A 24,410-nucleotide genomic window follows, 5' to 3' on the forward strand; every position below is an offset into this window, starting at 1 on the left:
GAGCTGCACCCCGCCCTGGACGACGTCCGCACCCGTGGTGCGGAACGCGTGGTCGACGTGGGCGAGCAGCTCCGGATGAACCTGGTCCTCGGCGTCGAAGACCCCCACGACGTCGCCGCGGCAGTGCGGCAGCGCCGTGTTCATGGCCTTCGGCTTGTTCTTCTTCTCATGGTGGTCGACGACGACGCGGACGCGCCCGTCCCGGGCCGCGGCCTGCCGGGCGACCTCGGCGGTCCCCGGGTCGTCGTGCCCCACGATGACGACGATCTCGTAGTCGGTGTGCGTGGACTCCAGCAGCCGCTGGATCGTGTGGTCGAGCACGGCCTGTTCATGTCTCGCGGGCAGCAGCAGCGAGAAGGACAGGTGCTCACCACCGTCCGGGCTGCCGAACCGGGTGGAGGCAAGCACTTCGGGCGTACGCCACGCGTGCATCTGCCACCACAGGGTGAAAGCCGCCATCCAGAACAAGGCCAGTGAAACGGCAGCGATGAAGACAGACGTCAGCAACAGATCCCCCCAGATCCCCAAAACCCCCTACCGCGACAGGGTGGCACACCTGTCGCGGCACGATGGAGAGACTAAGTGGGAACTGTGAAGTCCGGGAGCTCTTCAGATAAATAGTTTGTTTCGGGGCGGGTGCCCATCTGGCGGGATCTGCTCGGCACCGTGACCGGTCACGCCGCCGGAACGCGGCGCTCCATCAGGTGTTCTGGCTGCTCAGAGCCCTGCGGAGCCGCTCCGGATCGGTGGTCGGGGCGTCACAGGTGAAGTCACGGCAGACATAGGCGGTCGGTTCATCATTGACCAGAATTCGGTCACCGAGGAGCGGCAGTTCCTCACTGCCCGGGGTCCCCACCGCCACCACCGCACCCGGTGCGGTGCCCAGAAGTGCCGTGCGGTGCAGGCTCCTTGTGGCCGGATCGTCGAGAGCCGGACCGACGACCGCGACCTCGCGGGGGCCGTCGAGGAACGCCTCGGCGACGGCGAGCCCCCAGCCGACGAAGCGCGGCACACGCGGCCCGAGTGCCTTCACCACGCCCAACGCCCGCTCCGCCCCGGCGCGATGGGGTTCGGATCCGGTCTGTGCCGCGTACGACAGAAGGGCGCCCGCGGCGGCGGTCCAGCCGGAGGGGGTCGCGTTGTCGGTGGGGTCCTGAGGACGGCGGATGAGCTTCTCCGCGTCGGCCGCGGTGTCGTACAGCGCACCGCTGTCGTCGGTGAAACGGATGAGCACATGGTCGAGCAGGAACCCGGCGAATTCCAGCCAGACACCCTCCCCGGTGACGGAGGCCAGCGCCAGAAACCCCTCGGCCACATCGGCGTAGTCCTCCAGCACACCCGCATGGGCGCCGGCCCGGCCGTCCTTCGACGTACGGACGAGACGGGCGCGCTCGTCCATGTGCAGCCGTACGAGGAGGTCGGCGGCGCCGATCGCGGCCTCCACGAGGTCCGGACGGCCGAAGTAGGCGCCGGTCTCGGCGAGGGCGGCCACGGCCAGGCCGTTCCAGGCGGCGACCACCTTGTCGTCGCGACCCGGGGCGGGGCGTTCCGCCCGGCTCCCGAGCAGGCGTCGCCTGATCGACTCGATCCGCTCGGCGTCGAACACACCCTCTTGCGAGGGGAGTTGGAGGACAGAGGCGCCGTGCTCGAAGGTGCCCTCGTCGGTGACGCCGAAGTACCGTGCGGCGAGTTCGGCGTCATCGGGGCCGAGGACCTCCGCGAGCTGCGCGGGTGTCCACACATAGGCGGCGCCCTCGACATGCCGACCGCTTCCGTCGTCGCTGTCGGCGTCGAGCGCCGAGGCGAACCCGCCCTCCTTCGTGCGCAGTTCGCGCACCATGAAGTCGGCGGTCTCGAGGGCGACCCGCCGGGCGAGCCCGGATCCGGTGGCCCGCCACAGGTGGGCGTACACACGGCACAGCAGGGCATTGTCGTACAGCATCTTCTCGAAGTGGGGGACCACCCAGTCGCGGTCGACGGAGTAGCGGGCGAAGCCGCCACCGAGCTGGTCGTAGATGCCACCGCGGGCCATGCGCTCGCAGGTGTCCTGCGCCATCTGAAGGGCGCCCTCGGAGCCGGTGCGGGCGTGGTGGCGCAGCAGGAACTCCAGGACCATGGACGGCGGGAACTTGGGAGCACCGCCGAAGCCGCCGAGCTGCGGGTCGTACTCGCGGGTCAGACCGAGGAGCGCCTGGGCGAGCTCCGCCTCGCCGGGGGTCCTCGTGTCGCCGTACTGCAGCTCCCGCCCGGCGAGATCCCGCACGATCTTCCCGGCGACGTCCGCCACCTCCTCCCGCCGCTCGGCCCAGGCCTGCCGGACGCCTTCGAGGACCTGGCGGAAGGAGGGCATGCCGTGGCGGGGAGCGGGCGGGAAGTAGGTGCCGAAGTAGAACGGCTCGGCGCCCGGGGTGAGGAAGACGGTCATGGGCCAGCCGCCCTGCCCGGTGGCGGCCTGGACGGCCTCCATGTACACGGCGTCGACGTCCGGTCGCTCCTCGCGGTCGACCTTGATGCTCACGAAGTGCTCGTTCAGATACGCCGCCGTCGTCTCGTCCTCGAAGGACTCGTGCGCCATGACATGGCACCAGTGGCAGCTCGAATAGCCGACACTCAGCAGTACGGGGACATCGCGCGCCCGGGCCTCGTCGAAAGCCCCTTCCGACCAGGGCCACCAGTCGACCGGGTTGTCGGCGTGCTGGAGAAGGTAGGGGGATGTTTCATGAGCCAGTCGGTTCGGCATACCTCCATCCTGCCCGACACGGCCCGGGCCGTCGCACCACGGCGTGATCCTCCTCGATGCGGCCGGAGCACCTCGGAGATCCGCTGCGCGACAAGATCGTTCACGAGAGTGCCCCGGGGCCGGCGCGCCGGTCACACGGACGAGCGGACCATGGCGACGTGACCGAACCGGATCCGTGATCGTCGGCACCCTCGCGCGGACGCCCTCCTCGAAGGACACTGAAAAACAATGGAGTTGACGCCGGAGGGGGACGTGACATGTGGAACAGCCATCGAGCGGAAGCCGAGCGGCTGTTGGCACGGGCCGTGGAGGAGGAGGTGCGCCGCTCGGGCGGCCGCACCGAGGGGACCGTACTGCTGTCGCGAGCGCGCGAAGCGCTCGACGCCATGGCGCAGACGGCCTCGGAGGAGTACGAGGCGTACACGCGGGCCCTCGACGAGGCGGACGCCGGCCGGCTGACCTTCGGGCAGCGGTATGCGAAGGAGGGTGCCGGAACGGCGCTCCTGGTGGCCGCCGTCGCCGCGGTCGCGGCCTGCGTCGCGGATCTCGCGCTGGGCACGGACGGCGGCACGGCACTGGGCACCGGCGTGACCGTCGCGGTGGTGGGCGCGGCGGCCACGGTGGCGAAGGTGACGGCGTCCCATCTGCCGGCGGCCAGCCGGCGCGCCGGTGAGCTCGGCCGGCCCGGCGGCCCCGAGCAGCTGCGCCTGCAGTGGCTGACCGCCCTGGAGGTCCGCGGCATCCGCCCCTTCCTCGACCAGCAGCGGGTGATCACCTCGAGCACCCCGACGAAGGGCTCGCCCCGGCTGCGCCGCACCGACAAGAGCGCCGCGGCCCTCAGGCGCACGGTGCTCGAGCAGTCCTTCGGACAACTTCCCGACCCGGTGGGCCCGTTCGCGGGCCGGCGCAAGGAGCTGGCACAGATCCGGCAGTGGGTCCAGTCGGCCCGCGCGAGCACGGAGACCAAGCCGACGGTGGTCGTCCTGCACGGGCCGCCCGGCTCGGGCCGCTCCTCGCTCGCGGTCCGCGCCGCACACGATCTCAGGGACCACTTCCGCGGCGCATGCGTGGTGGACCTGCGCGGGGACAGCGCCGAGGGGCAACCGCTGTCCACCCGCGACGCCCTGCTCCATCTGCTCAACCGGCTCGGCGCACCCCGTGAACAGCTCCTGTTCCGTGAGCGCTCCGCTCCCGAACACCAGGTCAAGCGGCTGAGCGAGCTGTACCACCAGCATCTGACGGACCTGCCGGTCACGATCGTGCTGGACGACGCCTCCGACCCGGAGCAGGTGCGCACCCTCCTCCCCGAACGGTCCGAGAGCCTGGTGCTCGTCACGGCCCGGGAACCGCTGGACCTGCCGGAGGACGTGCCGGCGTACGTCCACCAGCTCCCGGTCGGGGCACTGGACGAGGCGGGCGCGGAGGAACTGCTCACCGCGGCGGCCCAGGACGGCTCGGGGCCGTACGACGCCGAGGCCGCCGACCGCACCAGGGAGCTGTGCGGCGGTCTGCCGCTGGCGCTGCGCATCGCCGGTTCGTCGCTCGGCCCGCGCACTCCGCGCCAACTGGCCGCGGACCTCGCCGCGTACGGGCCGGTGGGACCGGTGGAGCGTGCCCTGTGGCTGCGCTACACCGACCAGCCTGAGGCGGCACGGCGTCTGCTGCGACGGCTGGCGCTGGCGGGCCGTGCCTCACTGGGTGCGGCCGCGGCGGCGGCCCTGCTGGCCACGGACGATCAGGACGCGGCCCGGCATCTGCAGACGCTGGCCCGCGCCGGCCTGATCGATCACGTCCGCGGCAGCCGGTACCGCCTGCACGACCTGGTACGGGACTTCGCCCAGGCGCGGCTCCTCGACGAGGAGGAGCCCGCCGAGCGCACGGCGGCGCAGGAACGTCTGATCGTGAACCACGCGGAGCTGGCGGACTCGGTGCTGCGCCTGGTGGACGGCAACATGTCGACCCGTTCGGACCGCTTCGGACCGCATGGCTTCACGTCCCTGGACGCCGCGCTGCGCTGGCTCGACGACGAGTCGAGTTTCATCACCGCGGCCCTGCGGCACGCGGAGGGCGTCGACCAGGCGGCGGTGCTGAACCTTCTCGGCGCCCTGTGCGACTACTGCCTGCTGCGTGGCGACCTCTACCGCCTGGGTGAGATCAGCGAGTTGACGCAGGCCGTCGGCCAGGGGCTTCTGGTGCGCTCGGTGCAGTGGCGCACGGGCATCGCGGCACGCCAGCTGGGCGAGCTGGACAAGGCGCGGACGACCCTGGCCTCCGTGGTCGACCTCTACTTCGAGGCGCACCACGACGCGGGCGCCGCCACGGCGCTGTGTTCCCTCGGCATCACCCTCCATCACCAGGGCAATCTCACCGAGGCGGCGTCGAAGCTCCAGGAGGCGATGGACCTCCAGGCCTCCCCCGAGCTGGCGGCCGACCGCGCGTGGACGATGCACGCGCTGGCCGCGGTGGAGCGCGACCGTGCGCGGCTGAACCAGGCGCTGGAGCTGCTCACCGAGGCCCTGGTGCTGCACCGGGAGAACGCGTCGGTGCACGGCGAGGCCTGGGCGCACTTCCAGCTGGGCCAGCTCGTCCTCCGCATGGGGGACGTGCCACGTGCGGAGAGCGAGCTGCGTACCGCGCTGGATCTGCACGCCCGCACCCATGACGTGCGCGGCGAAGCCTGGGCCCTGACCCAGCTGGCCCGCGCCCGCCTGTTCGCCGGTGACACCTCCACGGCTGCCGAGGACCTGCGCCGGGCCGCCACGCGCCACCGCGAGAACGAGGACGCGCGCGGCGAGGCCTGGACGGTCTACTACCTCGGTCAGGCCCTGGAGGAGGCCGGTGACCTCGACCAGGCGGTCCGCGATCTGGAGCGCGCGCGCACGATGTTCTCGCGGATGCGGGACGTGTACGGGCTGGCCTGCGCCCGGCATCACTCGGCGCGGGTGACCCGGGATCAGCGGGCGGCCCGGACCGGCTCGCTGCGCAACTCCGGCTTCGCCCGCCAGTTGCTGGTGGACGCGAAGGCGGACTTCCAGCGCATCGGTGTGGCCCATGGCGAGGCCTGGACGTGCCTGGAGCTGGCGGTGGTGGACGCCGGGAACGCCCGTACGCAGCAGGCGCTGGCCCTGTGCGACGAGGCGCTGGACCTGTTCACCTCCTACGGTGACCGCAGGGGCGAGGATTGGGCCCGTTTCCTGCGCTGTTCCCTCCTGCCCTATGCCTCACCGGGAGGGGCCGAGGTCGGCGCGGCGGTCGCCCAGGAGGAACTGGCCCAGCTCTCGCGCACGTATCACCCGGCGAGGGACGAGAAGCTGGACGACTACGTCGGGGCGTACGGGCTGCTGCTGGAGCGGGGCGTGAACCTGGAGGGCGGCTGGCAGGCGTGGCGCCTGGGGATGGTGCCGGGGCGGCACGCGCGCGAGGTCATGGGGGTGACAGTGACCGCCGGCAGCTGACGGACACCCTGAACGGGGGCTGCGCCCGGCATCCGTCGCGCACAGCCCCTGGGGAAACCCTTCGTGGGAGCCCTCAGCCCCGCTGGGCCTTGGGCGTCCCCCCGACCGAGCCGGGGCCCTTCTCGCCGGCCTTACCGGCGGCGCCGGAGGCGTCCTCCTCGGTTTTCACCTGGAAGTCCACCCTGCCCATGTGCTTGTTCATGGACCGCATCAGGCGCCACACCACCAGCGCCATCGCCGCGAAGACGATGAAGCCGAGGACACCGGGGGTGACCTTGTTCTGGTCCACCTCGGCGAAGGTGACGAGGTGCGTCATTGCCAGGCTCGCGCTTGCGCTCATGTCAGGCATTGTCCCTCAGGGCTAGCGGATGCCTGCAAAGAGGTCGTCCTCCGGGAGGGAGGTGTCCACGAGGGACTTCGCGAGCTCGAACTCCTCCGTCGGCCAGACCTCCTTCTGAAGGTCCATCGGGACCCGGAACCAGCCCCCGTCGGGGTCGATCTGTGTGGCGTGCGCGATCAGCGCCTTGTCACGGATCTCGAAGAAGTCCGCGCACGGGATGTGGGTGGTCAGCGTGCGCTCGGTGCGCTCGAACTCCTTCCAGCGCTTGAGCCAGTCCCCGTAGGGCGACTCGAGGCCGCGGTCGAGCATCGCCTGGTGCAGGGCCTCGGTGCGGGGGCGGTTGAAGCCCTGGTTGTAGTACAGCTTCAGCGGCTGCCACGCCGGGCCGAACTCCGCCTCCGGATACTTCTCCGTGTCCGCGGCGCCCTCGAACGCCACCATCGAGATCTTGTGGGTCATGATGTGGTCGGGGTGCGGGTAACCGCCGTTCTCGTCGTAGGTGGTGATCGCCTGCGGACGGAACGCGCGGATCTTGCGGACCAGCTCGCCGGCCGCCTTGTCGACGTCCTCCAGGGCGAAGCAGCCCTCGGGAAGCGGAGGCAGCGGGTCGCCCTCCGGCAGTCCGGAGTCGACGAAGCCCAGCCACTCCTGCTTGACGCCGAGAATCTCCCGGGCCTCGTCCATCTCCTTCTGGCGTACCTCGTGGATGTGCTCCTCGATGTACTTGTCGCCCTGGAGCTTGGGGTTGAGGATGGAGCCGCGCTCCCCGCCCGTGCAGGTCACCACCAGCACGTCCACCCCCTCGGACACGTACTTCGCCATGGTGGCCGCGCCCTTGCTCGACTCGTCGTCGGGGTGGGCGTGCACGGCCATCAGTCGCAGTTGGTCAGTCAAGACTCGATCCTCAGTAAGTCGACAAGTGGGCGCCCTGTGTGTTTCGGCGCGATGAGCGGCTTCTATAGTGACCGAATCGGGGGGGTGAAAAATTCCGGGTCCGGTCCCGGAGCGCCCCATCCGGGACGTCTGTCCTGGTCCCTGCCGAGAGGACGATCATGAGCACGGCGAGCACGGGGCTGCCCCAGGGCCGCTACGGCCGCTCCGCGGACGAACGCGCCGATCGCACTCTCAAGATCGCCGGAAGCGCGCTGGGCGCGGTACTGCTGATCGTCGTCGGTTTGTTCGCCTATCACTACGTCGTCCAGAGCAAGATCAGCGGCGAGGTGATCACCTTCGAGGCCTCACAGGACGCGGTCAAGGTTCATCTGGAGGTGCGCAAGGACGCGGACGCCGCCGGCTACTGCACCCTGCGCTCGCAGGCGGCGGACGGCTCCGAGGTGGGCCGGGCGGACTTCCGGTTCGGCGGGCATGCCACGCGCATCGACAAGGTCGTCACCCTGCGCACCACGTCCCTGGGCACCACGGCGGAGCTGCTCGGCTGCCACGCGGACTGACGTCACCCTTCTCGCGTAGGCGCTGACCTGCGTTGACATAATTCTGATGGCTTATGTCCTCCCCCTTTGGCCGTTGAATTGTTAGGCTCGTGGTTTCGCCCACTCGTGAAGGACCATTCTTCTGGGTAGGGCGATGCTTTGTATTCCCAGTACCGACGAGGAGCACCTGTGACCCAGACCAGCGAGAACGTCACCTGGCTGACTCAGGAGGCGTACAACAAGCTCAAGGACGAGCTTGAGTACCTTACTGGTCCTGCGCGCACGGAGATCGCCGCCAAGATCGCGGCTGCGCGCGAGGAGGGCGACCTGCGCGAGAACGGCGGGTACCACGCGGCCAAGGAGGAGCAGGGCAAGCAGGAGCTCCGTGTGCGCCAGCTGACCCAGCTCCTGGAGAACGCCAAGGTCGGCGAGGCTCCGACCTCGGCCGATGGTGCCGTGGCGCCCGGCATGGTCGTGACGATCGCCTTCGACGGTGACGAGGACGACACGCTGACGTTCCTGCTCGCCTCCCGCGAGTACGCGAGCGCCGAGATCGAGACGTACTCGCCGCAGTCCCCGCTGGGCGCCGGCGTCCTCGGCCACAAGGTCGGCGAGGACGCGCAGTACGAGCTGCCGAACGGCAAGAAGGCTTCGGTGAAGATCCTGAAGGCCGAGCCCTACCAGGGATGAGCCTCCCCTGACACCTTTGACGATGCCCCCGGCGCCCTTGCGGCACCGGGGGCATCGCCGTCCCCGGGGCGGCCCCGGGGACGCGTCGCGTCAAGCCGTCGCGGAGCGGTACTTCCGCACCGCCAGCGTCCGGAAGATCGCGATGATCACGACCGAGTAGATCAGTGACGCCAGGACGGGGTGGGCCATGGGCCAGGCGTCCGACGGCGAGACCCCCGGGTTGCCGAACAGCGTGCGGCAGGCCTGAACGGTGGCACTGAACGGGTTCCACTCGGCGATGTGCCGCAGCCAGGGCGTCATATGGGTGGTGTCCACGAACGAGTTCGAGATGAACGTGACCGGGAACAGCCAGATCAGCCCGCCCGAGGTGGCCGCCTCCGGCGTGCGCACCGAGAGTCCGATCAGCGCGCCGATCCAGGTGAACGCGTACCCCGTCAGAAGCAGCAGGCCGAACGCGGCCAGCACCTTGCCGACGTTGGTGTCGCCGTCGGAGCCCACGCGCCAGCCGACCAGCAGGGCGACGATCGAGAGGACGAACACGGTCAGTGCGGTCTGCACAAGGTCCGCCAGCGTCCGCCCGGTGAGCACCGCGCCCCGCGCCATGGGCAGGGAGCGGAAGCGGTCGATGAGCCCCTTGTGCATGTCGTCGGCGATGCCCGCGCCGGCGCCCGCCGTGGCGAACGTGACGGTCTGGGCGAAGATCCCGGCCATCAGGAAGTTGCGGTAGGCCTCGGGGCTGGTGCTGCCGCCGATCTGCATGGAACCGCCGAAGACGTAGCTGAACAGCACCACGAACATGATCGGCTGGATCAGCCCGAAGATCACCATCTCCGGGATCCGGGTCATGCGGATCAGATTCCGCTTCGCGACGACCAGCGAGTCGCGGATGGACTGGCTGATCGGGTTCGCCGGCGCCGCGGCGGCCACGGTGTCGGTGACTGCACTCACTTGGCGCTCTCCTTTGTGCGCTTGCGGGCCTTGGGGTTCTCGGCCTCGCCGTTGTCCTCGGGCTTCTCGTCGGCCACGTGGCCGGTCAGGGACAGGAAGACGTCGTCCAGGGTGGGACGGCGCAGCCCTATGTCGTCGATCTCGATGCCGTTGGTGTCCAGCTCCCGGATGACCTCGGCAAGGAGCTTGGCGCCGCCGGTGACGGGGACGGTGAGCTTGCGGATGTGGTCCTCGACCGTGGTCTCACCCTTGCCGAAGCCGCGCAGGACCTCGGCGGCGGTCGCGATGTGCTCGCGCTGGTGCACGACGACCTCGACGCGCTCGCCGCCGGTGCGCGCCTTGAGCTGGTCGGAGGTGCCGCGGGCGATGACACGGCCGTGGTCGACCACGGCGATCTCGTGCGCCAGGTGGTCGGCCTCTTCGAGGTACTGAGTGGTCAGCAGGAGCGTCGTGCCGCCGGAGACGAGCTGCTTGATGACGTCCCACAGCTGCTGGCGGTTGCGCGGGTCGAGACCGGTCGTCGGCTCGTCCATGAACATCACGGGCGGCCGGACCACGAGTGCGGCCGCGAGGTCGAGGCGGCGCCGCATACCGCCGGAGTAGGTCTTCGTGGGGCGGTCGGCGGCTTCCGTGAGGTGGAACTGCTCGAGCAGCTCGGCGGCCCGCTGCTTCGCCGCCTTCGCCTTCATCTGGTAGAGCTGCCCCACCATCTGAAGGTTCTCACGGCCGGTCAGATACTCGTCGACGGCGGCGAACTGGCCGGACAGACCGACCGAGCGGCGCACCGCGTCGGGATGCTTGAGCACGTCGATCCCCGCGACGAGCGCCGTGCCGCTGTCGGGGCGCAGCAGGGTCGTCAGGCAGCGGACCGTGGTGGTCTTGCCCGCGCCGTTCGGACCCAGGAGGCCCAGCACGGTGCCCTCGGGGACATCTAGGTCGACGCCGTCCAGAGCCCTTACGTCGCCGAAGGTCTTCACCAGACCTTCGGCATAGATGGCGCCTGGCATATCAGTTCTCCACGTCATTGGGAATCGGGGCAATGAGCGTACGATTCGGGCGTCGTCCGCTCGATGGGTTTTCCGCCCGCGCGGCGGCGAACAACCGCGATGAGGGCGCAGACGGCGAGACGGTCACACCGTAACGCGATGTATCGCGTCTGCCAATGCATTTTTCCACCGGGTTACGACGACGCCCCCGACCTCAGTCGATGATGGTGTAACCCGCCTCCCGCAGCGCCTGGCCCACCTCGGCGCAGTGCTCCGGGCCCATCGTCTCCAGGTGCAGCTCGACCTCCGCCTCTGTGAGCCCGAGCCGCGGGTCGGTCCGTACGTGACTCACATCGAGGACATTAGCGTCGGCCACTGACAACACCCCGAGAAGCGTCGCGAGGGCGCCCGGGCGGTCGGTCACCCGCAGCCGGACGGCGAGGTAGCGGCCCTGCGCGGCCATGCCGTGCCGCAGGATGCGCTGCAGCAGCACCGGGTCGACATTGCCGCCGGACAGCACCGCCACCACCGGCCCCTCGAAGGTGCCGGGACCGCTCAGAAGCGCCGCCACGGGACTCGCGCCGGCCGGCTCGACGACCAGCTTGGCCCGCTCCAGGCAGAGCAGCACAGCGGCGGACAGGGCGTCCTCGGACACCGTGCGGACCTCGTCGACCAGATCCTCGACGATGCGGAACGGCACCTCCCCCGGCCGCCCCACCTTGATCCCGTCGGCCATCGTGGCCGGGTTCCCCACCGACACCGGGCGCCCGGCCGCCAGCGAGGGCGGGTACGCGGCCGCGCCCTCCGCCTGTACACCCACCACCCGTACGTCCGGGCGCAGCGCCTTCACCGCGGTCGCAATGCCCGCGACCAGTCCGCCACCGCCGACCCCGACGACGATGGTCCGCACCTCGGGGCACTGCTCCAGGATCTCCAGCCCGACCGTGCCCTGGCCGGCGATGATGTCGGGGTGGTCGAAGGGGTGGATGAACACCGCGCCCGTCTCGGCCGCGTACTCCTGGGCGGCGGCCAGCGTCTCGTCCACCACCTGGCCGTGCAGCCGGACCTCGGCGCCGTACTCGCGGGTCGCGCTGATCTTCGGCAGCGGAGCGCCCTTGGGCATGAAGACCGTGGAGTGCACCCCGAGCAGCGAGGACGCGAGGGCCACCCCCTGCGCATGGTTGCCGGCGCTCGCGGCGACGACACCCGCCGCCCGCTCCTCGGGCAGCAGCCCGGCGATGCGCACATACGCGCCACGCAGCTTGAACGACCCGGTCCGCTGGAGGTTCTCGCACTTCAAGTGCACCGGCGTACCGACCAGCTGGGACAGATGCCTGCTGCCCTCCATGGCAGTGACGCGCGCGACGCCCGAGAGCATCTTCTGGGCGCCCCGGACGTCGTCCAGCGTCACCGCGGGCAAGGAGTCGGCCGTGCTGTAGTTCATGACCACCAGTCTCGCAGTTCACGCCTGCCCGCAGCGGGTGTGACCAAGCCGCGGAACGGGTTTGTGCAGCGCCGGTACGCCCCGCGCCCCGGCCGCGTACCCTGTCCCCCAACCCAGCTCCCACGCATGAATTGAGCCCCCGGCCATGCCCACAACACCTGAAATGTCGATGGACATGTCGACCGTCGGTGACACCGGTCTTCTGGACACGTTGCAGCACGAGGTCGCGGTGTTCGCGCGCCGCGCCGAACAGACGCGGCTCGGCGGGGTCGGGCAGGTGCGCAACTCGATGGACCGTGCCGCGTACCTGCTGCTCAACCGCCTCGACAAGGAAGGCCCGATGGGCGTCAAGGCGCTCGCCGCGAGCATGGGCATCGACTCGTCGACGGTCACCCGGCAGGTGGCCCCGCTGGTCGACACCGGTCTCGTCAAGCGCACCTCCCACCCGGAGGACGGTCGCGCGGTGGTGCTCCAGCTCTCCCCGCGCGGACTGTCCCGCCTGGAGGAGGTGCGCTCCTCGCGACGACAGCTCATGGCCGAACTGACACACGACTGGACGCCTGCGGAGCGCCAGGAATTCTGCACGCTCCTCACGCGCTTCAACACGGCCCTTTCGGCCCGGCAGACATCACACGTCGTACCGGGAACCGAGGCACAGCAGCCGTCCTGAGTCCCGGGGCACTGCGTACGTCATCTCCCCGCACGCACGCGTGCGTGCGCTCCCGGCTCTTGACCCCGGGGGCGCCGCCGGTCTCATATGAGATCGGGTCCCTGTCGTACGCGCTCCGGCATCCCGCACGCGTCCTCTCGCCGTGCGGGCACGGCTGCCGCCGCACGGCGAGGTACCGAACCTTTCATGGTCGCCCTCAGGCGGGAGGCGCGGTGCGAGAACGGCATGCGTCCCAAGAGGCCCGCCGGGCCCGGGACTTCGAGGCGTTCGTCGCCGGCGCGGCCGGACGGCTGCTGCACGCTGCCACCCTGCTCACCGCGGAGGCCCCGGACGAGAACCCGCGCGCGCGGCGTCTGCTGACGCTGGCCCTCGCCGAGACGTACGCCTCCTGGGACCGGCTGCGCGGCGACGACCCCTACGACCGGGCGCGCCAGCAGCTCGTCACCCGCTTCGCACGCGAGGCATGGCACCGGTACGGGGCCTTCGGCCGGCACCGACCGAAGGGGGGCGGAATCCTCACGGGGCTGACCCCCCGGGAGCGGCTGATGCTCGTGCTGAGGCTGTACGAAGGTGTGACCGAGGAGCAGACGGCGGCGCTGCTGGGACTGCCCACCGAGCGAGTGCGCGCGATCTGCGCACGGGCGACGGCGACGCTGCTGCACCCGCCGGCCCGGCCGGCACCCACGGTGCCCGTCGCGAAGGTGGCCCCGTCGTGACCGGCCCGTGCCGGACAACGGGCGACGCCCTCCCGTGCGGCCCGCACCGAATACGGGAACCGAGGTGACCGATGCATCTGCGCGACCGTGAGGCCGCCGTACGGCGGATGCTGGAGCGGACGCCGCCCCCGGTGCCGCCCGACCTGTACCCGGAGGTGGTGCGGCGCGGCAGCCGGATGCTGCGCCGCCGGACGGTTGTGCGCCGGCTGCTGTGGCTGGCGCTGTTCGCCGCGGCCCTCGCCTTCGCGATCTGGGCGTCGTTCGCCCGGCCCTGGGCGGAGCCGCCGTCCACGACGACTCCACCGATCAGCGGCTGGTGAGATCGCGCGGTCAGCCGAGGGCCTGCTGAAGGTCGTCCAGAAGGTCGTCGACGTTCTCGATGCCCACCGAAAGACGAACCAGGTCGGCGGGGACCTCCAGGGCCGAACCGGTCGCGGACGCGTGCGTCATGCGCCCCGGGTGCTCGATGAGCGACTCCACACCGCCCAGGGACTCGCCGAGCGTGAACACCCTGGCGCGGTTGCAGACCTCGACCGCCGCCTCCTCACCGCCCTCGACCTGGAAGGAGACCATGCCGCCGAACGCCTTCATCTGCTTCGCGGCGATCTCGTGACCGGGGTGCTCCGGCAGGCCCGGGTACAGGACGCGTGTCACGCGCGCGTGCCGGGTGAGCATGTCGGCGATCCGGGCGGCGTTCTCGCTGTGCCGGTCCATGCGGACGGCGAGCGTCTTGGTGCCGCGCAGCACCAGCCACGAGTCGAACGGGCCGGCGACCGCGCCCATCGCGTTCTGGTGGTACGCCAGCTGCTCGCCGAGCTCCTGGTCGTCCACGATCAGCGCACCGCCGACGACGTCGGAGTGGCCGCCCATGTACTTGGTCAGGGAGTGCACGACGACGTCCGCACCGAGCGAGAGGGGCTGCTGAAGGTAGGGGGTCGCGAACGTGTTGTCGACGACGAGCCTGGCGCCCGCGTCACGGGCGATCTGGGCGACGACGGCGATGTCGGTGATGCCGAGCAGCGGGTTGGAGGGGGTCTCCACCCACACGGCCTTGGTCTTCGGGGTGAGCGCGGCTCGTACCGCCGACGGATCGGAGGTGTCGGCGACCGACCATTCCACACCCCACCTCGAGACGACCTTGGCGAAGAGACGGAACGTGCCGCCGTACGCGTCGTTCGGGATGACCACGTGGTCGCCGGGGCTGAGCAGCGTACGCAACAGGCAGTCCTCGGCCGCCAGTCCGGACGCGAACGCGAGGCCGCGGCGGCCGCCCTCCAGGGCGGCGAGGTTCTCCTCGAGTGCGGTCCTGGTGGGGTTGGCGCTGCGGCTGTACTCGTAGCCGCCGCGCAGCCCGCCGACGCCGTCCTGCTTGTAGGTCGACACCTGGTAGATCGGCGGGACGACCGCGCCGGTCAGGGGGTCGGCGGTGTTCCCCGCGTGAATCGCGAGGGTCTCGAAGTGCTGACTGATGTGCCTGTCGCTCATGAGCACCGAGGGTAGTGCTCCGGCGGCGCTGATGACGGGCCTCGCGAGTTCGGCACCGACGCTGGCGAACGGGGCCCGGGAGCACGGGCACGGGGAGGGCTGAGCGCGAGGGCACCCGAGCGGTGACCGCGCCGGCTGCCCGGAACGGTGGACGACGGAAGCGGTTTTCCACAGGCCCGGCGACCGGGTTGGCCAAGTGCCGGACCCGTCTGGTTCGCTGGAGGCATGGAGATTCTCTGGGTCCTGATGGCGGCGGCCCTGTTCAGCGTGGTCCTGCTGCCCGTCCTCTCGCGCAGGCGCGCGCGCATCCAGCAGGTGGCGCCGGGCGACCCGGACGCGGCGGACCCCGCGAACTACGGCTTCGTGCGCCAGGAGGAGCTGGACGTCCGCATGCCCGGCCTCGACCAGGACCTGCTGGACGTCCTGGACGTGGTGCAGCGCACGCAGGACTACCGCGCCGCCGCGCAGCTCCTGGCCGGCACGGAGACGGAGGGCGAGACGCGCTGGCAGCGGGTGCAGGCATTCGCGGGGGCCGCGTCCCTCGAGCTGCAGCACCGGCCCGGAGGGGTGAGCGAGATCCCGGGCGGCCAGTGGCTGCGGGTGTGGCGGGCCGAGGCCCCCAAGGACGCCGGCGGCGCGGCCGTGCAGGCGGAGTTCCTCGTGCAGCAGGCGTGGCGCACCTCGACTCCGGGGACGGACGAGTTCCGGATCATCATGGAGGAGGCGAAGTCCGCCTGCGCGGAAGCGGCGCTGCTGGCCCCTGGTGACCCGGTCCCCTACATCATCGAGCTCTCGGTGGCCCGTGGCCTCGGCTACCTGAGGCCGGAGTTCGAGCAGCTGTGGCTGAAGATCCTGGACCGCGCGCCGGCCCACATGGGAGCGCACCTGGCGGCACTGCAGTACTGGTGCAAAAAATGGCACGGCTCGCGCGAGCTGGCGTACTCCTTCGCGGAGTCGGCGGCGGCCCGCGCACCGCAGGGTTCGCTCCTGGCCGCGATGCCCCTCTTCGCGGTCTTCGAGCACCTCCCCGAGGTGAACCTGGTCAGCAGCTTCTACCAGAGCGAGGTCGTGACGAAGGCGATCCACGGCGCGCTCTTCGCGGTGCAGTCGGCCCGCTCCGACGACCCGATGCTGGCGCACGTCCGCCACCTCCTGGTCTTCTTCCTGGTCCGCAGCGAACGCTGGGCGGAGGCGATGGCCCAGCTGGTCCATGTCGACGGCCATGTGGGCGCGCTGCCCTGGACCCTGACCTCCGACCCGGCCGCGGACTACGCGGTGTACCGAGCCCTGGCGGTGGCGGGGTACGAGGCGAACGGCGGAAGCCCGGCGACACTGCCGCGCTGAGTACGGTGGCCGCTCCGCGGAGCGGCGGTCCGACGCCGCCTACCGGCGCGCGGCGCCCGACCACCGGCTTCGCCCTCGGCTGCTTCCGGGGTGCCGAGCGCACGTTCTGGCGGCTCAGCCGAGGCGTCCTGCGGCTCACCTTGAGCAGCCGAACCCGGGGCCCTGATCGTACGAATGATCGGATCAGGCCCGCGTCTGAAACGTAGGACACCCCTCAGCAGAGCGGAGGAATCGTTTCAGCAGGTCAGGTCGAGTGTTTTGCGGTGATCAGTGACGGGATGTGATTACTGCACATTCATGAGCTTGGCGTAGGCTGACGGTGCTATTAACTGTCCGTTCGAGTACCCGAGTTGACGGTTGGACGGCGGTGTACTGCTGTGTACCCCCGGGCTGATCGAGAGGACTCTCATGTCTGAATCTCCGGCATATGCAGCGCGCCCTGAAGCCGGTCGTCCAGCCGTGGCAGGCCTGGCGCGAAGCAGGCACGGCAGGCCGCCAGAGGATGAGACGACAGATCCCGCCGCCCGAGCCAGGCTGGTTCGCCTCGCAGTCGTACCCGCAGCCGTCATGGGTGTGCTCGCAACCGCCCTTGCCGTCTACGTTCTGCGTGCTCAGGCCGGCACGGCCGATGCCGCCACCTGGGGCGTCCTCACCGGTGTCGGCGTGCTCGGCGTCAGTGTTCTGATCGGCGCCGCACGGACTGCCGCGGGCGAGGCCCGCCGATCGGCCCGTCGCCAGGCCTCCCTGGCGCGGACCGTCTCCAGGGGCCGCGATGAACTCCAGGCGATGGCGGGTGCACTGCACCGGGGAGAACGGGTGCCGCAGCCCTACTTCCCGCAACAGGCCCCCGCCGAGACCGATGCCCTCGGCCACCTTGCCTACGAGATCGGTCTTGCCCAGTACGAGGCCAGGGCCGCCTTCTTCGCCCAGGCCGCGCAGCTCGCTCAGAACACCGATCCGGCGGCCGCCGAGGAGAGGGTCGAGGTCTTCGTCAACCTCGCCCGGCGGCTCCAGTCGCTCGCCCACCGTCAGCTCAGCAGGCTTGAGGCCCTGGAGAACGAGGTCGAGGACCCCGAGCTGTTGACGGGGCTTTTCCATGTCGACCACATGGCGACCCGTATCCGCCGGCACGCGGAGAACGTGGCGGTCCTCGGCGGCTCCGTGTCCCGTCGTCAGTGGAGCAAGCCGGTGACCCTGATGGAGGTGCTACGGTCTTCGATCTCCGAGATCGAGCACTACTCCCGGGTGAAGCTGGTCCCGCCGATCGAAGGGTCGCTCCGCGGGCACGCGGTCGCCGACGTCATCCATCTGCTGGCGGAGCTGTTGGAGAACGCCACCCAGTTCTCCGATCCGAGCACCCATGTCATGTTGCGCGCCCAGAGGGTGACGGCCGGGCTGGCCATCGAGGTGGAGGACCGGGGCCTGGGCATCTCTCCGGAGGAGCAGACGCGGCTCAACTCCCTGCTCACCGAGCCTGACCGCGTCGACCTCAGCAAGCTGCTCGTCGACGGCCGTATCGGCCTGTACGTGGTCTCTGAGCTGTCCCGCCGCCACGGCATCGCCGTCCGGCTGCAGAGCAACATCTTCGGCGGCATTCAGGCGATTCTGGTCCTGCCGCACGGGCTCATCGGTGACGAGTCCTCGGAGATTCAGCGCCAAGCGCCCGTCGAGGCCCCCCAGCCCGTGGCGCCTGCCGTGCCCCAGCCTCCCGCTCTCCACGCAGGAGGCGAGACGGGGTATGTGCGCCCGCAGCTCAATACCGCGGAGCCGATGCCTGCACATCGTCCGATGCCCCAGGCACACCCTCCTGTGGCTGCATCGGCGCCTCGACCGCAGCGGGAGCCCCAGCGGCCGACCGAGCCCGTCCGGCGCCCGACGTCCCACGACCTCGGACCCTACGACGGGGATCCCCGCATCGGGCGGCCCCAGCTGCCACAGCGTCAGCCCCAGGAGCACCTGGTGGCGCCGCTCAGGGTAACGCCCGCTGCACGCACGACGGGGGGCAAGCAGGCGGGAGAAGCCGATCCGGGACTGATGGCCACTTTCCGGCGAGGATTCGACCTGGCCGACGAGGCCTCCGACGGCTCAGCCGACGACTCTCGCTAACTGCCGATCTCATACCACCCCCCAAGGAGAAAGACACCACCATGGTGAGCGACGCGCAGACCCAGAATTTGGACTGGCTGTTGAAGGGCCTCGTGGAGAGGGTGCCTGGCACTCGCAGCGCGCTCCTGCTGTCCGCGGACGGCCTGAGGAAGGCCGCTGAAGGGCTCAATGACGACGAGGCCGACCACATGGCCGCCCTGGCTTCCGGTTTGCACTCCCTCGCCCGCAGCGCCGGCGTCCGGTTCGCCGACGGGGCCGATGTGCGCCAGGTGGTCGTCGAGCTGGATACCGCCCTGCTGTTCGTGTCCGCGGCGGGCTCCGGGGCCTGCCTGGCGGTGATGGCCGACCGGGAGGCCGACGCGGCGGTGCTGGGCTACGAGATGGCGATGCTGGTCAAGAGCGTCCGCCCGTATCTCGCGACACCTGCCAGGACCCAGACGCCCGGCACGGGGCATTGAGGATGACGGAGTCACAGGACGGGGCGTGGCTCGACGATGAGGCCGGACGGTTAGTCCGGCCCTACACCGTCAGCAACGGCCGCACCCGCTCCACCGTGCATTTCGACCTTCTCAGCCTTGTGATGGCCACCGGCACCCGGCCGAAGACCTATTTGGGCCCGGACTGCGACCTGGTCCTGGACCTGTGTGGAGCCCGCCCCATCTCTGTGGCCGAGGTTGCGGCTCATCTGCATCTGCCGGCAACCGTCACCAAAGTCCTGCTGTCCGACCTCGTGGGGCACAACGCGCTGACAACGCAGGCGCCCCGCCCCATCGAGGCGGCTTCCCCCACCGACCGGAAGATCCTGGAGGAGGTGCTCCATGGCCTACGAAAGCGCCTCTGAGCCCTTTCCCACTGCCCTGAAGATCCTGATCGCCGGAGGATTCGGCGTCGGCAAGACCACCTTCGTCGGGGCAGTGAGCGAAATCGCACCGCTGAGCACCGAGGAGCTCCTGACCCAGGTCAGCGCGCGTACAGACAGCCTGGAGGGCATCGAGGACAAGACGACCACCACCGTCGCGATGGACTTCGGCCGCATCACCCTCAGCCGGGACCACGTCCTGTACCTCTTCGGCACACCCGGCCAGGAACGGTTCTGGTTCATGTGGGACGAGCTCTCCAGTGGAGCGCTCGGCGCGGTGGTACTCGCCGACACCCGCAGGCTCGACGCGTGCTTCGCCGCGGTCGACTTCTTCGAGCGCCGCGGCATCGCCTTCGTGGTGGCCGTCAACCAGTTCGACGGCGCCTACCACTACGAGCCCGACGAAGTCCGGGCCGCGCTGGCCCTCAAGCCGCACGTGCCCGTCGTGCTGTGCGACGCCCGGCAGTGCAACTCCGCCACGTCCGTACTGATCGAGCTCGTAGAGCACCTGCTCGCCCCGGCTCCCGGCATGTCGCCGGCGGAGCCCACCCCGCTGCACTGATACACGCCGTCGAAGGAGCTGCTTCTTACATGACCGCGCCAATCCCCCACCCGCAGTACGACCCGACCTCCCAGATGCTGGTGACTCCCGAGGACCTGGACGCACCGGCCCGGATAGAGCGCCTGCGCGCGATCGGCGTCGGCAACGCGCCCGTCGCCGAGTTCGACGCCGTCGCCCGGGACCTGGCCCGCACCCTCGGCACCCCGTACGCCATGGTCAATTTCATCGGACCCGAGCAGCAGTACTTCGCCGGTCTGTTCACCCCGGCCGACGGGCAGGGCGTGGAACTGGGCCCCCAGCAGAAGGACAACGACCGAGTGATGGCGCGGGATCATGGCTGGTGCCCGCACGTGGTCGTACGGCGCAAGGCGCTGGTGCTGGAGGACGTCTTCGCCTACCGCAAGTTCGCCGGCAACCCGGTCATCGACGAGCTCGGCATCCGGGCCTACATCGGTGCACCGCTGATCGACTGGAACACGGGAATGGCTCTGGGCACGGTCTGTGCCATTGCCCCCGAGCCCACACCCTGGGGGCGGGATGGACTGGAGACCATCAAGGGCTTCGCCCAGGGGATGGTCGACCGCCTGCGCGAGATAGAAGAGCGCGGTCGGCTCTGAGCGGGCCGGGCACCTGCTTTGGGTGTGAAAGCCCATCTCACACTGCGAATCGGGAGCCGCGGGCACGACGCTGTGTCCGTGGCTCCCAGTAGTCATACGGCAGTCGTCTCCAACTGCCCCAGTTGCTCTGCTGAATCGGTCCGCACCAGATCGGTCAGACGCTCGGACCACTGGCCCTTGGCCGTACCCAGCGCATGCTCGGCCAGGCGCAGGAACTGAACGTCGGACGTGCCGGCCGGTGCATGGATGTGCTCGGCGTCCCGCAGATAGCGTTCCACCGGGCGGTCGGTGCGCAGGCCGCTCGCGGCGTGGATGTCCATGCTGTCGCGAGCCGAATCCCGGGCGGCCTCCACGTTGAGGACCTTGGCGTTCATCAGCTCCGCGTCACAAGGCTGGCCCTGGTCCAGGAGATGCACCGCGTGGTACGCGGCCAGCCGGGCGGTCATCAAGCGGCTCTGCATCTGGCCCAGTTTGATTTTGATGTTGCTCAGCGCACCGAGCGGCTTGCCGTACCGCTCGCGCTCGATACACAAGGCGGTCGTCTCCTCCAAGACCGCCGCGTGGATGCCCAAGCTGACGGCGGTCAGGTTGGGCCTGCCGTAGAGCACACTGGATGAGTACGCCACAGCCAGGCCGTCGCCCTCAGCACCGAGGAGATTCGCCGCCGGCACCCGGCAGTCCCTGAAGATCAGCTTGCCGAAAGAGAAACCGTGCAAGCCCATGGCGGGCTGGTGCGGGGCCAGCGAGAAGCCAGGGCGGTCCTTCTCGACGAGGAAGGCCGACAGCCCTTTGGAGCCCTCACCGGTACGGACGACCACACCGTGCACGTCGCCGACATGGCTGTTGCCGACGAAGACCTTGTGGCCATTGAGAATGTAGTCGTCGCCGTCACGCACTGCGGTCGAGGCCATCCCGAGGACGTGGCCGCCCGACCCTTCCTCGGTGGTCGCGATCGTGGGTAGGCAGTCCCCGGCGGCGACCTTCGGCAGCCAGGTTCTCCTTTGGACATCGTTGCCAAAATGGATGATCTTGGCCACGCCGAGCTGGCTGGCCTGCACCATTGCCCCCATGGCCCCGCTGACCCGGGAGAGTTCCTCGATGATGATCGTCTTGGCCAGGTGCCCGGCCCCCATGCCGCCGTAACCCCGGCCGATCGTGACACCGATCCATCCCTGCCGCGCAATCAGCCGGGACACCTCGTGGGCCACGGCCCGGGACGCCTCCATCTCCCCTATGCGGGGCCGTATCTCACGCTCGGCGAATTCCCTCACACGCTGCCGCAGATCATCGTGCCAGGGCTTGGTGAAGTACCGCTGCACAACCCCTCCTTCGCGCTGCTCCACATCCCCTCGGATGCGGGGACGTCCTTCTGGCAGTGGTTCTCCGCGTCCAGGCAGACCGTCTGTATGATTGTCGCCTTATCGATCCATCTCGGCCAAGATCGACACCGGTGTTGACTCAAACACTGTGTCTTGCGTAACAACCTTAACTGTGAGATGCGATAGGGCACTTGCTCTGACTGAAGCCTAGTGGAGGCGAGGTGGCGCAAGCGCAAACTGAGCCCGCCCGGAGCGGACACGGAGCCACCACCAGGCAGTCACCGGTGGAGCGCACAGTTGAGCGGGCACCGCATTCAGTCACCCACCCACCGGCCGAGAAGGGCTTGCCGCAGAAGGACGCTCGGCACCGATCGGCGCTGTTCGGCCAACATCACAGGGGCACGGATATTCCGGTGCGCCCGTGGGCATGCTCAGCGCCCTGGCCGCTGACGAGTGTGCTGCACGGAATCGGCGCCGCGCTGCCGGTCTTCCCGGCGCAGGGCTCGGGTCATTTCGTCACCACCGCGTCCACGGCCGCGTTCCGTATCGTGCCGGCCATGGCGGTCTACGCCGGAACCAAGTTCGCGACCCGGGCCATCTGCGAAAGGCTGCGCCAAGAAGCCGGCGACTCCCTGCGGGTGACCGCCCTCTCACCAGGCGTAACGGCGGCCGGCCGCTCTTCGAGCCGGGCGCCGGCACCGCTGGGCTCTCGCGCGCCGTGCCGCCCCGTTCGGCGGCCTATGGGGCGGCGGGAGACAATGGACACTCCGCACCTGCGAGGTGGTGGCGATGCCCGCATGGCGTCTGCGCGACTATCACGACGACGACCTCGACCAGGCCATCCAGATCTGGGACCAGAGCCGTCCCGCCGACGAGCGCCCCGCCTTCCCGGTCTCCGAAGTGATGGCCGCGGTCGAGGGCGGCCACACGGCGGTCGTCGCGGTCGTCGGCGACGAGCTGGTGGGCATGGCGGTGGCGCAGGCACACGGCAAGCGGGCCTGGATCCTGCTGGTCGCGCTCGCCTCCCGGTGGCGCGAACGCGGGATCGGCAGCGCCCTGCTCGCCGAGCTGGAACGGCGCCTGCGGGCACGCGGCGTGCGCCGGATCAGTGCCCTTCTGCCCGCCGCCGCTGCCGGGACGAAGGCTCTGGATCACTCAGGTTTTCTGTCCCGCGACGATCTGACCTACTACGAGAAGCTCGAACCGCGGGAGTCGGCCGACACCGACGTGCTGCGGGCGCTGGGAGGCCGCATCCTGGCCCAGGGCCTCTGGGACCGGATGGCCGGCATGGAGCGGGAGAAACAGGTCGTCGAACGCCGGATCGTGCTGCCGCTGACGGAGCCGGCGCTGGCCGACCGCTACGGCGTCGCCCCGCCGAAGGCGGTCATCCTGTTCGGTCCGCCCGGCACCGGAAAGACGAGCTTCGCCAAGGCCGTGGCTTCACGGGTCACGTGGCCGTTCGTGGAGCTCTTCCCGTCCCGGCTGGCGGCCGACACGAGTGAGGGGCTGGCCGCGGCACTGCGGGAGGTCTTCGCCGACCTGGTGGAACTGGACTCGGTCCTGCTCTTCATCGACGAGGTCGAGGAGATCGCGGGCGTGCGGTCCGGGCGGGCGGTCGACCCGGGGCACGGGGTGACCAACGAACTGCTCAAACTCATCCCCAACTTTCGTGAGCACGGCGCTCGGCTGCTGATCTGTGCCACCAACTCGGTCCGCTCGCTCGACCCGGCGTTTCTGCGGCCGGGCCGTTTCGACTACGTCATCCCGATCGGGCCCCCCGACTCCACTGCCCGCGGGGCCATCTGGACCCGCTATCTCAGGGCCGCCGTCGACTCCGTGGATCTGCCCCGGCTGGTGGAGGCCAGCGAACTGTTCACCCCGGCCGACATCGAGTTCGCCGCCCGCAAGGGAGCCCAGGCGGCCTTCGAACGCGAGGTGACGCTTCGGCAGGGCGAACCGGCCGGCACCGAGGACTACTTGACCGCCATCGCCGACACCCGGCCGACGCTCACCGCCCGGGCGATCGAGGAGTTCACCGAGGACATCGAGAAGTACAGCCGGCTCTGAGGCCGCGACCGGGTTCTTGCGGCGCGGGGCCGTACTCGCTCGGCAACCCGAACACGGTCCGGAACTACGGGATCGGGGTGGGCAGGACGGCTCGGCGAGGCTCGGCCGCAGTCGTCGGTGGCGGACGACGAGACCGGCGAAGCCCCTCGAACCGCCTTGGGGCACCACGGCGGTCAACACCTGGAACTCCCGCCGGGCGGGGGTGCTGTCCTGGCTCGGCTGGTGCCGGGAGCGCGGCTACGAGGGGCCCATGGTTCCGGCCCGGGCGAAGCGGCCGGCGGTACCGGACTCCCCCTCGCCGGACTCATGCGCGCAGGCATCCGCGGCAGCATGGTCTCCTTCGAAAAGGCCCCACCGAACGGCGTAGCGCTACGGCCGGCTGGTACCGCACCGCCGACATCGCCCGTACCGCCGGACCGGATCCGGTCTTCCTCAACGGCGATGCGTTCTCCGACACCATGAAGAACCAGGTCGCTGACCTCATCGAGCAGCGTTTCGGCGGCAGACCGGACTACCTGATCTACCCGAACCGCGAGGGGAGGCATCGGGACCGGCGCAGGACGACGGCCGGTTCTTGGGATCGCGCAAGGTGTGCCTGGCGAATCATCCACTTATCGTCGATTTATTGAGGA

At 69.9% G+C, this 24,410-nt stretch carries 23 protein-coding genes and 2 pseudogenes; 16 read left to right on the forward strand and 9 right to left on the reverse strand.

Annotated features, from left to right (window positions below):
• Positions 1–507: glycosyltransferase family 2 protein (locus VXC91_RS06465; protein ID WP_329505786.1), on the reverse strand; the 507-nt coding region annotated here is incomplete at its 3' end.
• A gap of 193 nt (positions 508–700) precedes the next feature.
• Positions 701–2,740 (reverse strand): thioredoxin domain-containing protein, encoded by a 2,040-nt coding sequence (locus tag VXC91_RS06470; protein WP_329505787.1) that lies wholly within the window; start codon positions 2,738–2,740, stop codon positions 701–703.
• Between the two features lie 257 nt (positions 2,741–2,997).
• On the opposite strand from VXC91_RS06470, the gene VXC91_RS06475 reads away from it, so the two are divergent.
• The gene (locus VXC91_RS06475) at positions 2,998–6,195 is read left to right on the forward strand and encodes a tetratricopeptide repeat protein (RefSeq protein ID WP_329505788.1); all 3,198 of its coding nucleotides are present in this window, start codon (positions 2,998–3,000) and stop codon (positions 6,193–6,195) included.
• A gap of 73 nt (positions 6,196–6,268) precedes the next feature.
• On the opposite strand, the gene VXC91_RS06480 is transcribed toward VXC91_RS06475, so the two are convergent.
• Both VXC91_RS06480 and mca read right to left on the reverse strand, forming a co-directional pair.
• Positions 6,269–6,544: a hypothetical protein gene (locus VXC91_RS06480; RefSeq protein WP_329505789.1), complete on the reverse strand. Its 276-nt coding sequence runs from the start codon at positions 6,542–6,544 to the stop codon at positions 6,269–6,271.
• 12 nt (positions 6,545–6,556) lie between these two features.
• Positions 6,557–7,429 carry a mycothiol conjugate amidase Mca gene (mca, locus tag VXC91_RS06485; RefSeq protein ID WP_329505790.1) on the reverse strand — a complete coding sequence of 291 codons (873 nt, stop codon included), beginning with the start codon at positions 7,427–7,429 and terminating at the stop codon, positions 6,557–6,559.
• 158 nt (positions 7,430–7,587) lie between these two features.
• Between mca and VXC91_RS06490 the strand changes: the two genes are divergently transcribed.
• Both VXC91_RS06490 and greA read left to right on the forward strand, forming a co-directional pair.
• Positions 7,588–7,986 carry a DUF4307 domain-containing protein gene (locus VXC91_RS06490; RefSeq protein ID WP_329505791.1) on the forward strand — a complete coding sequence of 133 codons (399 nt, stop codon included), beginning with the start codon at positions 7,588–7,590 and terminating at the stop codon, positions 7,984–7,986.
• A gap of 168 nt (positions 7,987–8,154) precedes the next feature.
• Positions 8,155–8,655, forward strand: a complete 501-nt coding sequence (greA, locus tag VXC91_RS06495) for a transcription elongation factor GreA (protein WP_329505792.1) — start codon at positions 8,155–8,157, stop codon at positions 8,653–8,655.
• A gap of 90 nt (positions 8,656–8,745) precedes the next feature.
• On the opposite strand, the gene VXC91_RS06500 is transcribed toward greA, so the two are convergent.
• The 3 genes from VXC91_RS06500 to ilvA all read right to left on the reverse strand — a co-directional run bounded on the left by VXC91_RS06500 (position 8,746) and on the right by ilvA (position 12,033).
• Positions 8,746–9,603, reverse strand: coding sequence for an ABC transporter permease (locus tag VXC91_RS06500; protein ID WP_329505793.1), 858 nt, complete (start codon positions 9,601–9,603; stop codon positions 8,746–8,748).
• Positions 9,600–10,610, reverse strand: coding sequence for an ATP-binding cassette domain-containing protein (locus VXC91_RS06505; RefSeq protein ID WP_329505794.1), 1,011 nt, complete (start codon positions 10,608–10,610; stop codon positions 9,600–9,602). The genes VXC91_RS06500 and VXC91_RS06505 overlap by 4 nt, the downstream gene beginning before the upstream one ends.
• A 193-nt stretch (positions 10,611–10,803) precedes the next feature.
• On the reverse strand, positions 10,804–12,033 hold the full coding sequence (gene ilvA, locus VXC91_RS06510) for a threonine ammonia-lyase (protein ID WP_329505795.1): 1,230 nt from the start codon (positions 12,031–12,033) through the stop codon (positions 10,804–10,806).
• 163 nt (positions 12,034–12,196) lie between these two features.
• On the opposite strand from ilvA, the gene VXC91_RS06515 reads away from it, so the two are divergent.
• The 3 genes from VXC91_RS06515 to VXC91_RS06525 all read left to right on the forward strand — a co-directional run bounded on the left by VXC91_RS06515 (position 12,197) and on the right by VXC91_RS06525 (position 13,739).
• The gene (locus tag VXC91_RS06515; protein WP_329505895.1) at positions 12,197–12,703 is read left to right on the forward strand and encodes a MarR family winged helix-turn-helix transcriptional regulator; all 507 of its coding nucleotides are present in this window, start codon (positions 12,197–12,199) and stop codon (positions 12,701–12,703) included.
• 212 nt (positions 12,704–12,915) lie between these two features.
• Complete coding sequence (locus tag VXC91_RS06520; protein WP_329505796.1) at positions 12,916–13,419, forward strand: sigma factor-like helix-turn-helix DNA-binding protein; 504 nt, start codon at positions 12,916–12,918, stop codon at positions 13,417–13,419.
• 71 nt (positions 13,420–13,490) lie between these two features.
• The gene (locus VXC91_RS06525) at positions 13,491–13,739 is read left to right on the forward strand and encodes a hypothetical protein (protein WP_329505797.1); all 249 of its coding nucleotides are present in this window, start codon (positions 13,491–13,493) and stop codon (positions 13,737–13,739) included.
• Between the two features lie 10 nt (positions 13,740–13,749).
• Here VXC91_RS06525 and VXC91_RS06530 read toward each other — a convergent pair whose 3' ends face one another.
• On the reverse strand, positions 13,750–14,904 hold the full coding sequence (locus VXC91_RS06530) for a cystathionine gamma-synthase (protein WP_329505798.1): 1,155 nt from the start codon (positions 14,902–14,904) through the stop codon (positions 13,750–13,752).
• Positions 14,905–15,129: 225 nt separating this feature from the next.
• Between VXC91_RS06530 and VXC91_RS06535 the strand changes: the two genes are divergently transcribed.
• The 6 genes from VXC91_RS06535 (at position 15,130) to VXC91_RS06560 (ending at position 20,392) form a co-directional block, all read left to right on the forward strand.
• Positions 15,130–16,248, forward strand: a complete 1,119-nt coding sequence (locus VXC91_RS06535; protein ID WP_329505800.1) for a hypothetical protein — start codon at positions 15,130–15,132, stop codon at positions 16,246–16,248.
• 567 nt (positions 16,249–16,815) lie between these two features.
• Positions 16,816–18,354 (forward strand): sensor histidine kinase, encoded by a 1,539-nt coding sequence (locus tag VXC91_RS06540; protein ID WP_329505801.1) that lies wholly within the window; start codon positions 16,816–16,818, stop codon positions 18,352–18,354.
• A gap of 41 nt (positions 18,355–18,395) precedes the next feature.
• Positions 18,396–18,812 (forward strand): roadblock/LC7 domain-containing protein, encoded by a 417-nt coding sequence (locus VXC91_RS06545; protein WP_329505803.1) that lies wholly within the window; start codon positions 18,396–18,398, stop codon positions 18,810–18,812.
• 2 nt (positions 18,813–18,814) lie between these two features.
• On the forward strand, positions 18,815–19,195 hold the full coding sequence (locus VXC91_RS06550; protein ID WP_329505804.1) for a DUF742 domain-containing protein: 381 nt from the start codon (positions 18,815–18,817) through the stop codon (positions 19,193–19,195).
• The gene (locus tag VXC91_RS06555; protein WP_329505805.1) at positions 19,173–19,775 is read left to right on the forward strand and encodes a GTP-binding protein; all 603 of its coding nucleotides are present in this window, start codon (positions 19,173–19,175) and stop codon (positions 19,773–19,775) included. Before VXC91_RS06550 ends, VXC91_RS06555 begins: the two co-directional genes overlap by 23 nt.
• Before the next feature lie 29 nt (positions 19,776–19,804).
• On the forward strand, positions 19,805–20,392 hold the full coding sequence (locus VXC91_RS06560) for a GAF domain-containing protein (RefSeq protein WP_329505806.1): 588 nt from the start codon (positions 19,805–19,807) through the stop codon (positions 20,390–20,392).
• 92 nt (positions 20,393–20,484) lie between these two features.
• Here VXC91_RS06560 and VXC91_RS06565 read toward each other — a convergent pair whose 3' ends face one another.
• The gene (locus VXC91_RS06565; protein WP_329505807.1) at positions 20,485–21,711 is read right to left on the reverse strand and encodes an acyl-CoA dehydrogenase family protein; all 1,227 of its coding nucleotides are present in this window, start codon (positions 21,709–21,711) and stop codon (positions 20,485–20,487) included.
• Between the two features lie 407 nt (positions 21,712–22,118).
• Between VXC91_RS06565 and VXC91_RS06570 the strand changes: the two are divergent.
• The 4 genes and pseudogenes from VXC91_RS06570 to VXC91_RS46935 all read left to right on the forward strand — a co-directional run.
• Positions 22,119–22,379, forward strand: a pseudogene (locus VXC91_RS06570) (SDR family oxidoreductase); the annotation flags it as partial.
• 112 nt (positions 22,380–22,491) lie between these two features.
• Complete coding sequence (locus VXC91_RS06575; protein ID WP_329505808.1) at positions 22,492–23,778, forward strand: ATP-binding protein; 1,287 nt, start codon at positions 22,492–22,494, stop codon at positions 23,776–23,778.
• A pseudogene (locus VXC91_RS06580) lies at positions 23,775–24,079 on the forward strand (hypothetical protein); the annotation flags it as partial. The gene VXC91_RS06575 and the pseudogene VXC91_RS06580, both read left to right, overlap by 4 nt.
• A gap of 97 nt (positions 24,080–24,176) precedes the next feature.
• Positions 24,177–24,407: a hypothetical protein gene (locus VXC91_RS46935; protein WP_408057339.1), complete on the forward strand. Its 231-nt coding sequence runs from the start codon at positions 24,177–24,179 to the stop codon at positions 24,405–24,407.
• Positions 24,408–24,410 lie beyond the last annotated feature (3 nt).

It is taken from the genome of Streptomyces chiangmaiensis (assembly GCF_036281785.1).
In the GTDB taxonomy this organism is placed as follows: domain Bacteria; phylum Actinomycetota; class Actinomycetes; order Streptomycetales; family Streptomycetaceae; genus Streptomyces; species Streptomyces chiangmaiensis.

Excerpts from the sequence above, each read along its gene's own strand:
- VXC91_RS06470 (WP_329505787.1), bottom strand. The coding sequence starts at position 2,740 with ATGCCGAACCGACTGGCTCATGAAACATCCCCCTACCTTCTCCAGCAC.
- VXC91_RS06475 (WP_329505788.1), top strand. The coding sequence starts at position 2,998 with ATGTGGAACAGCCATCGAGCGGAAGCCGAGCGGCTGTTGGCACGGGCC.
- VXC91_RS06480 (WP_329505789.1), bottom strand. The coding sequence starts at position 6,544 with ATGCCTGACATGAGCGCAAGCGCGAGCCTGGCAATGACGCACCTCGTC.
- VXC91_RS06490 (WP_329505791.1), top strand. The coding sequence starts at position 7,588 with ATGAGCACGGCGAGCACGGGGCTGCCCCAGGGCCGCTACGGCCGCTCC.
- VXC91_RS06505 (WP_329505794.1), bottom strand. The coding sequence starts at position 10,610 with ATGCCAGGCGCCATCTATGCCGAAGGTCTGGTGAAGACCTTCGGCGAC.
- ilvA (WP_329505795.1), bottom strand. The coding sequence starts at position 12,033 with ATGAACTACAGCACGGCCGACTCCTTGCCCGCGGTGACGCTGGACGAC.
- VXC91_RS06515 (WP_329505895.1), top strand. The coding sequence starts at position 12,197 with ATGTCGATGGACATGTCGACCGTCGGTGACACCGGTCTTCTGGACACG.
- VXC91_RS06525 (WP_329505797.1), top strand. The coding sequence starts at position 13,491 with ATGCATCTGCGCGACCGTGAGGCCGCCGTACGGCGGATGCTGGAGCGG.
- VXC91_RS06530 (WP_329505798.1), bottom strand. The coding sequence starts at position 14,904 with ATGAGCGACAGGCACATCAGTCAGCACTTCGAGACCCTCGCGATTCAC.
- VXC91_RS06535 (WP_329505800.1), top strand. The coding sequence starts at position 15,130 with ATGGAGATTCTCTGGGTCCTGATGGCGGCGGCCCTGTTCAGCGTGGTC.
- VXC91_RS06540 (WP_329505801.1), top strand. The coding sequence starts at position 16,816 with ATGGGTGTGCTCGCAACCGCCCTTGCCGTCTACGTTCTGCGTGCTCAG.
- VXC91_RS06545 (WP_329505803.1), top strand. The coding sequence starts at position 18,396 with ATGGTGAGCGACGCGCAGACCCAGAATTTGGACTGGCTGTTGAAGGGC.
- VXC91_RS06550 (WP_329505804.1), top strand. The coding sequence starts at position 18,815 with ATGACGGAGTCACAGGACGGGGCGTGGCTCGACGATGAGGCCGGACGG.
- VXC91_RS06555 (WP_329505805.1), top strand. The coding sequence starts at position 19,173 with ATGGCCTACGAAAGCGCCTCTGAGCCCTTTCCCACTGCCCTGAAGATC.
- VXC91_RS06560 (WP_329505806.1), top strand. The coding sequence starts at position 19,805 with ATGACCGCGCCAATCCCCCACCCGCAGTACGACCCGACCTCCCAGATG.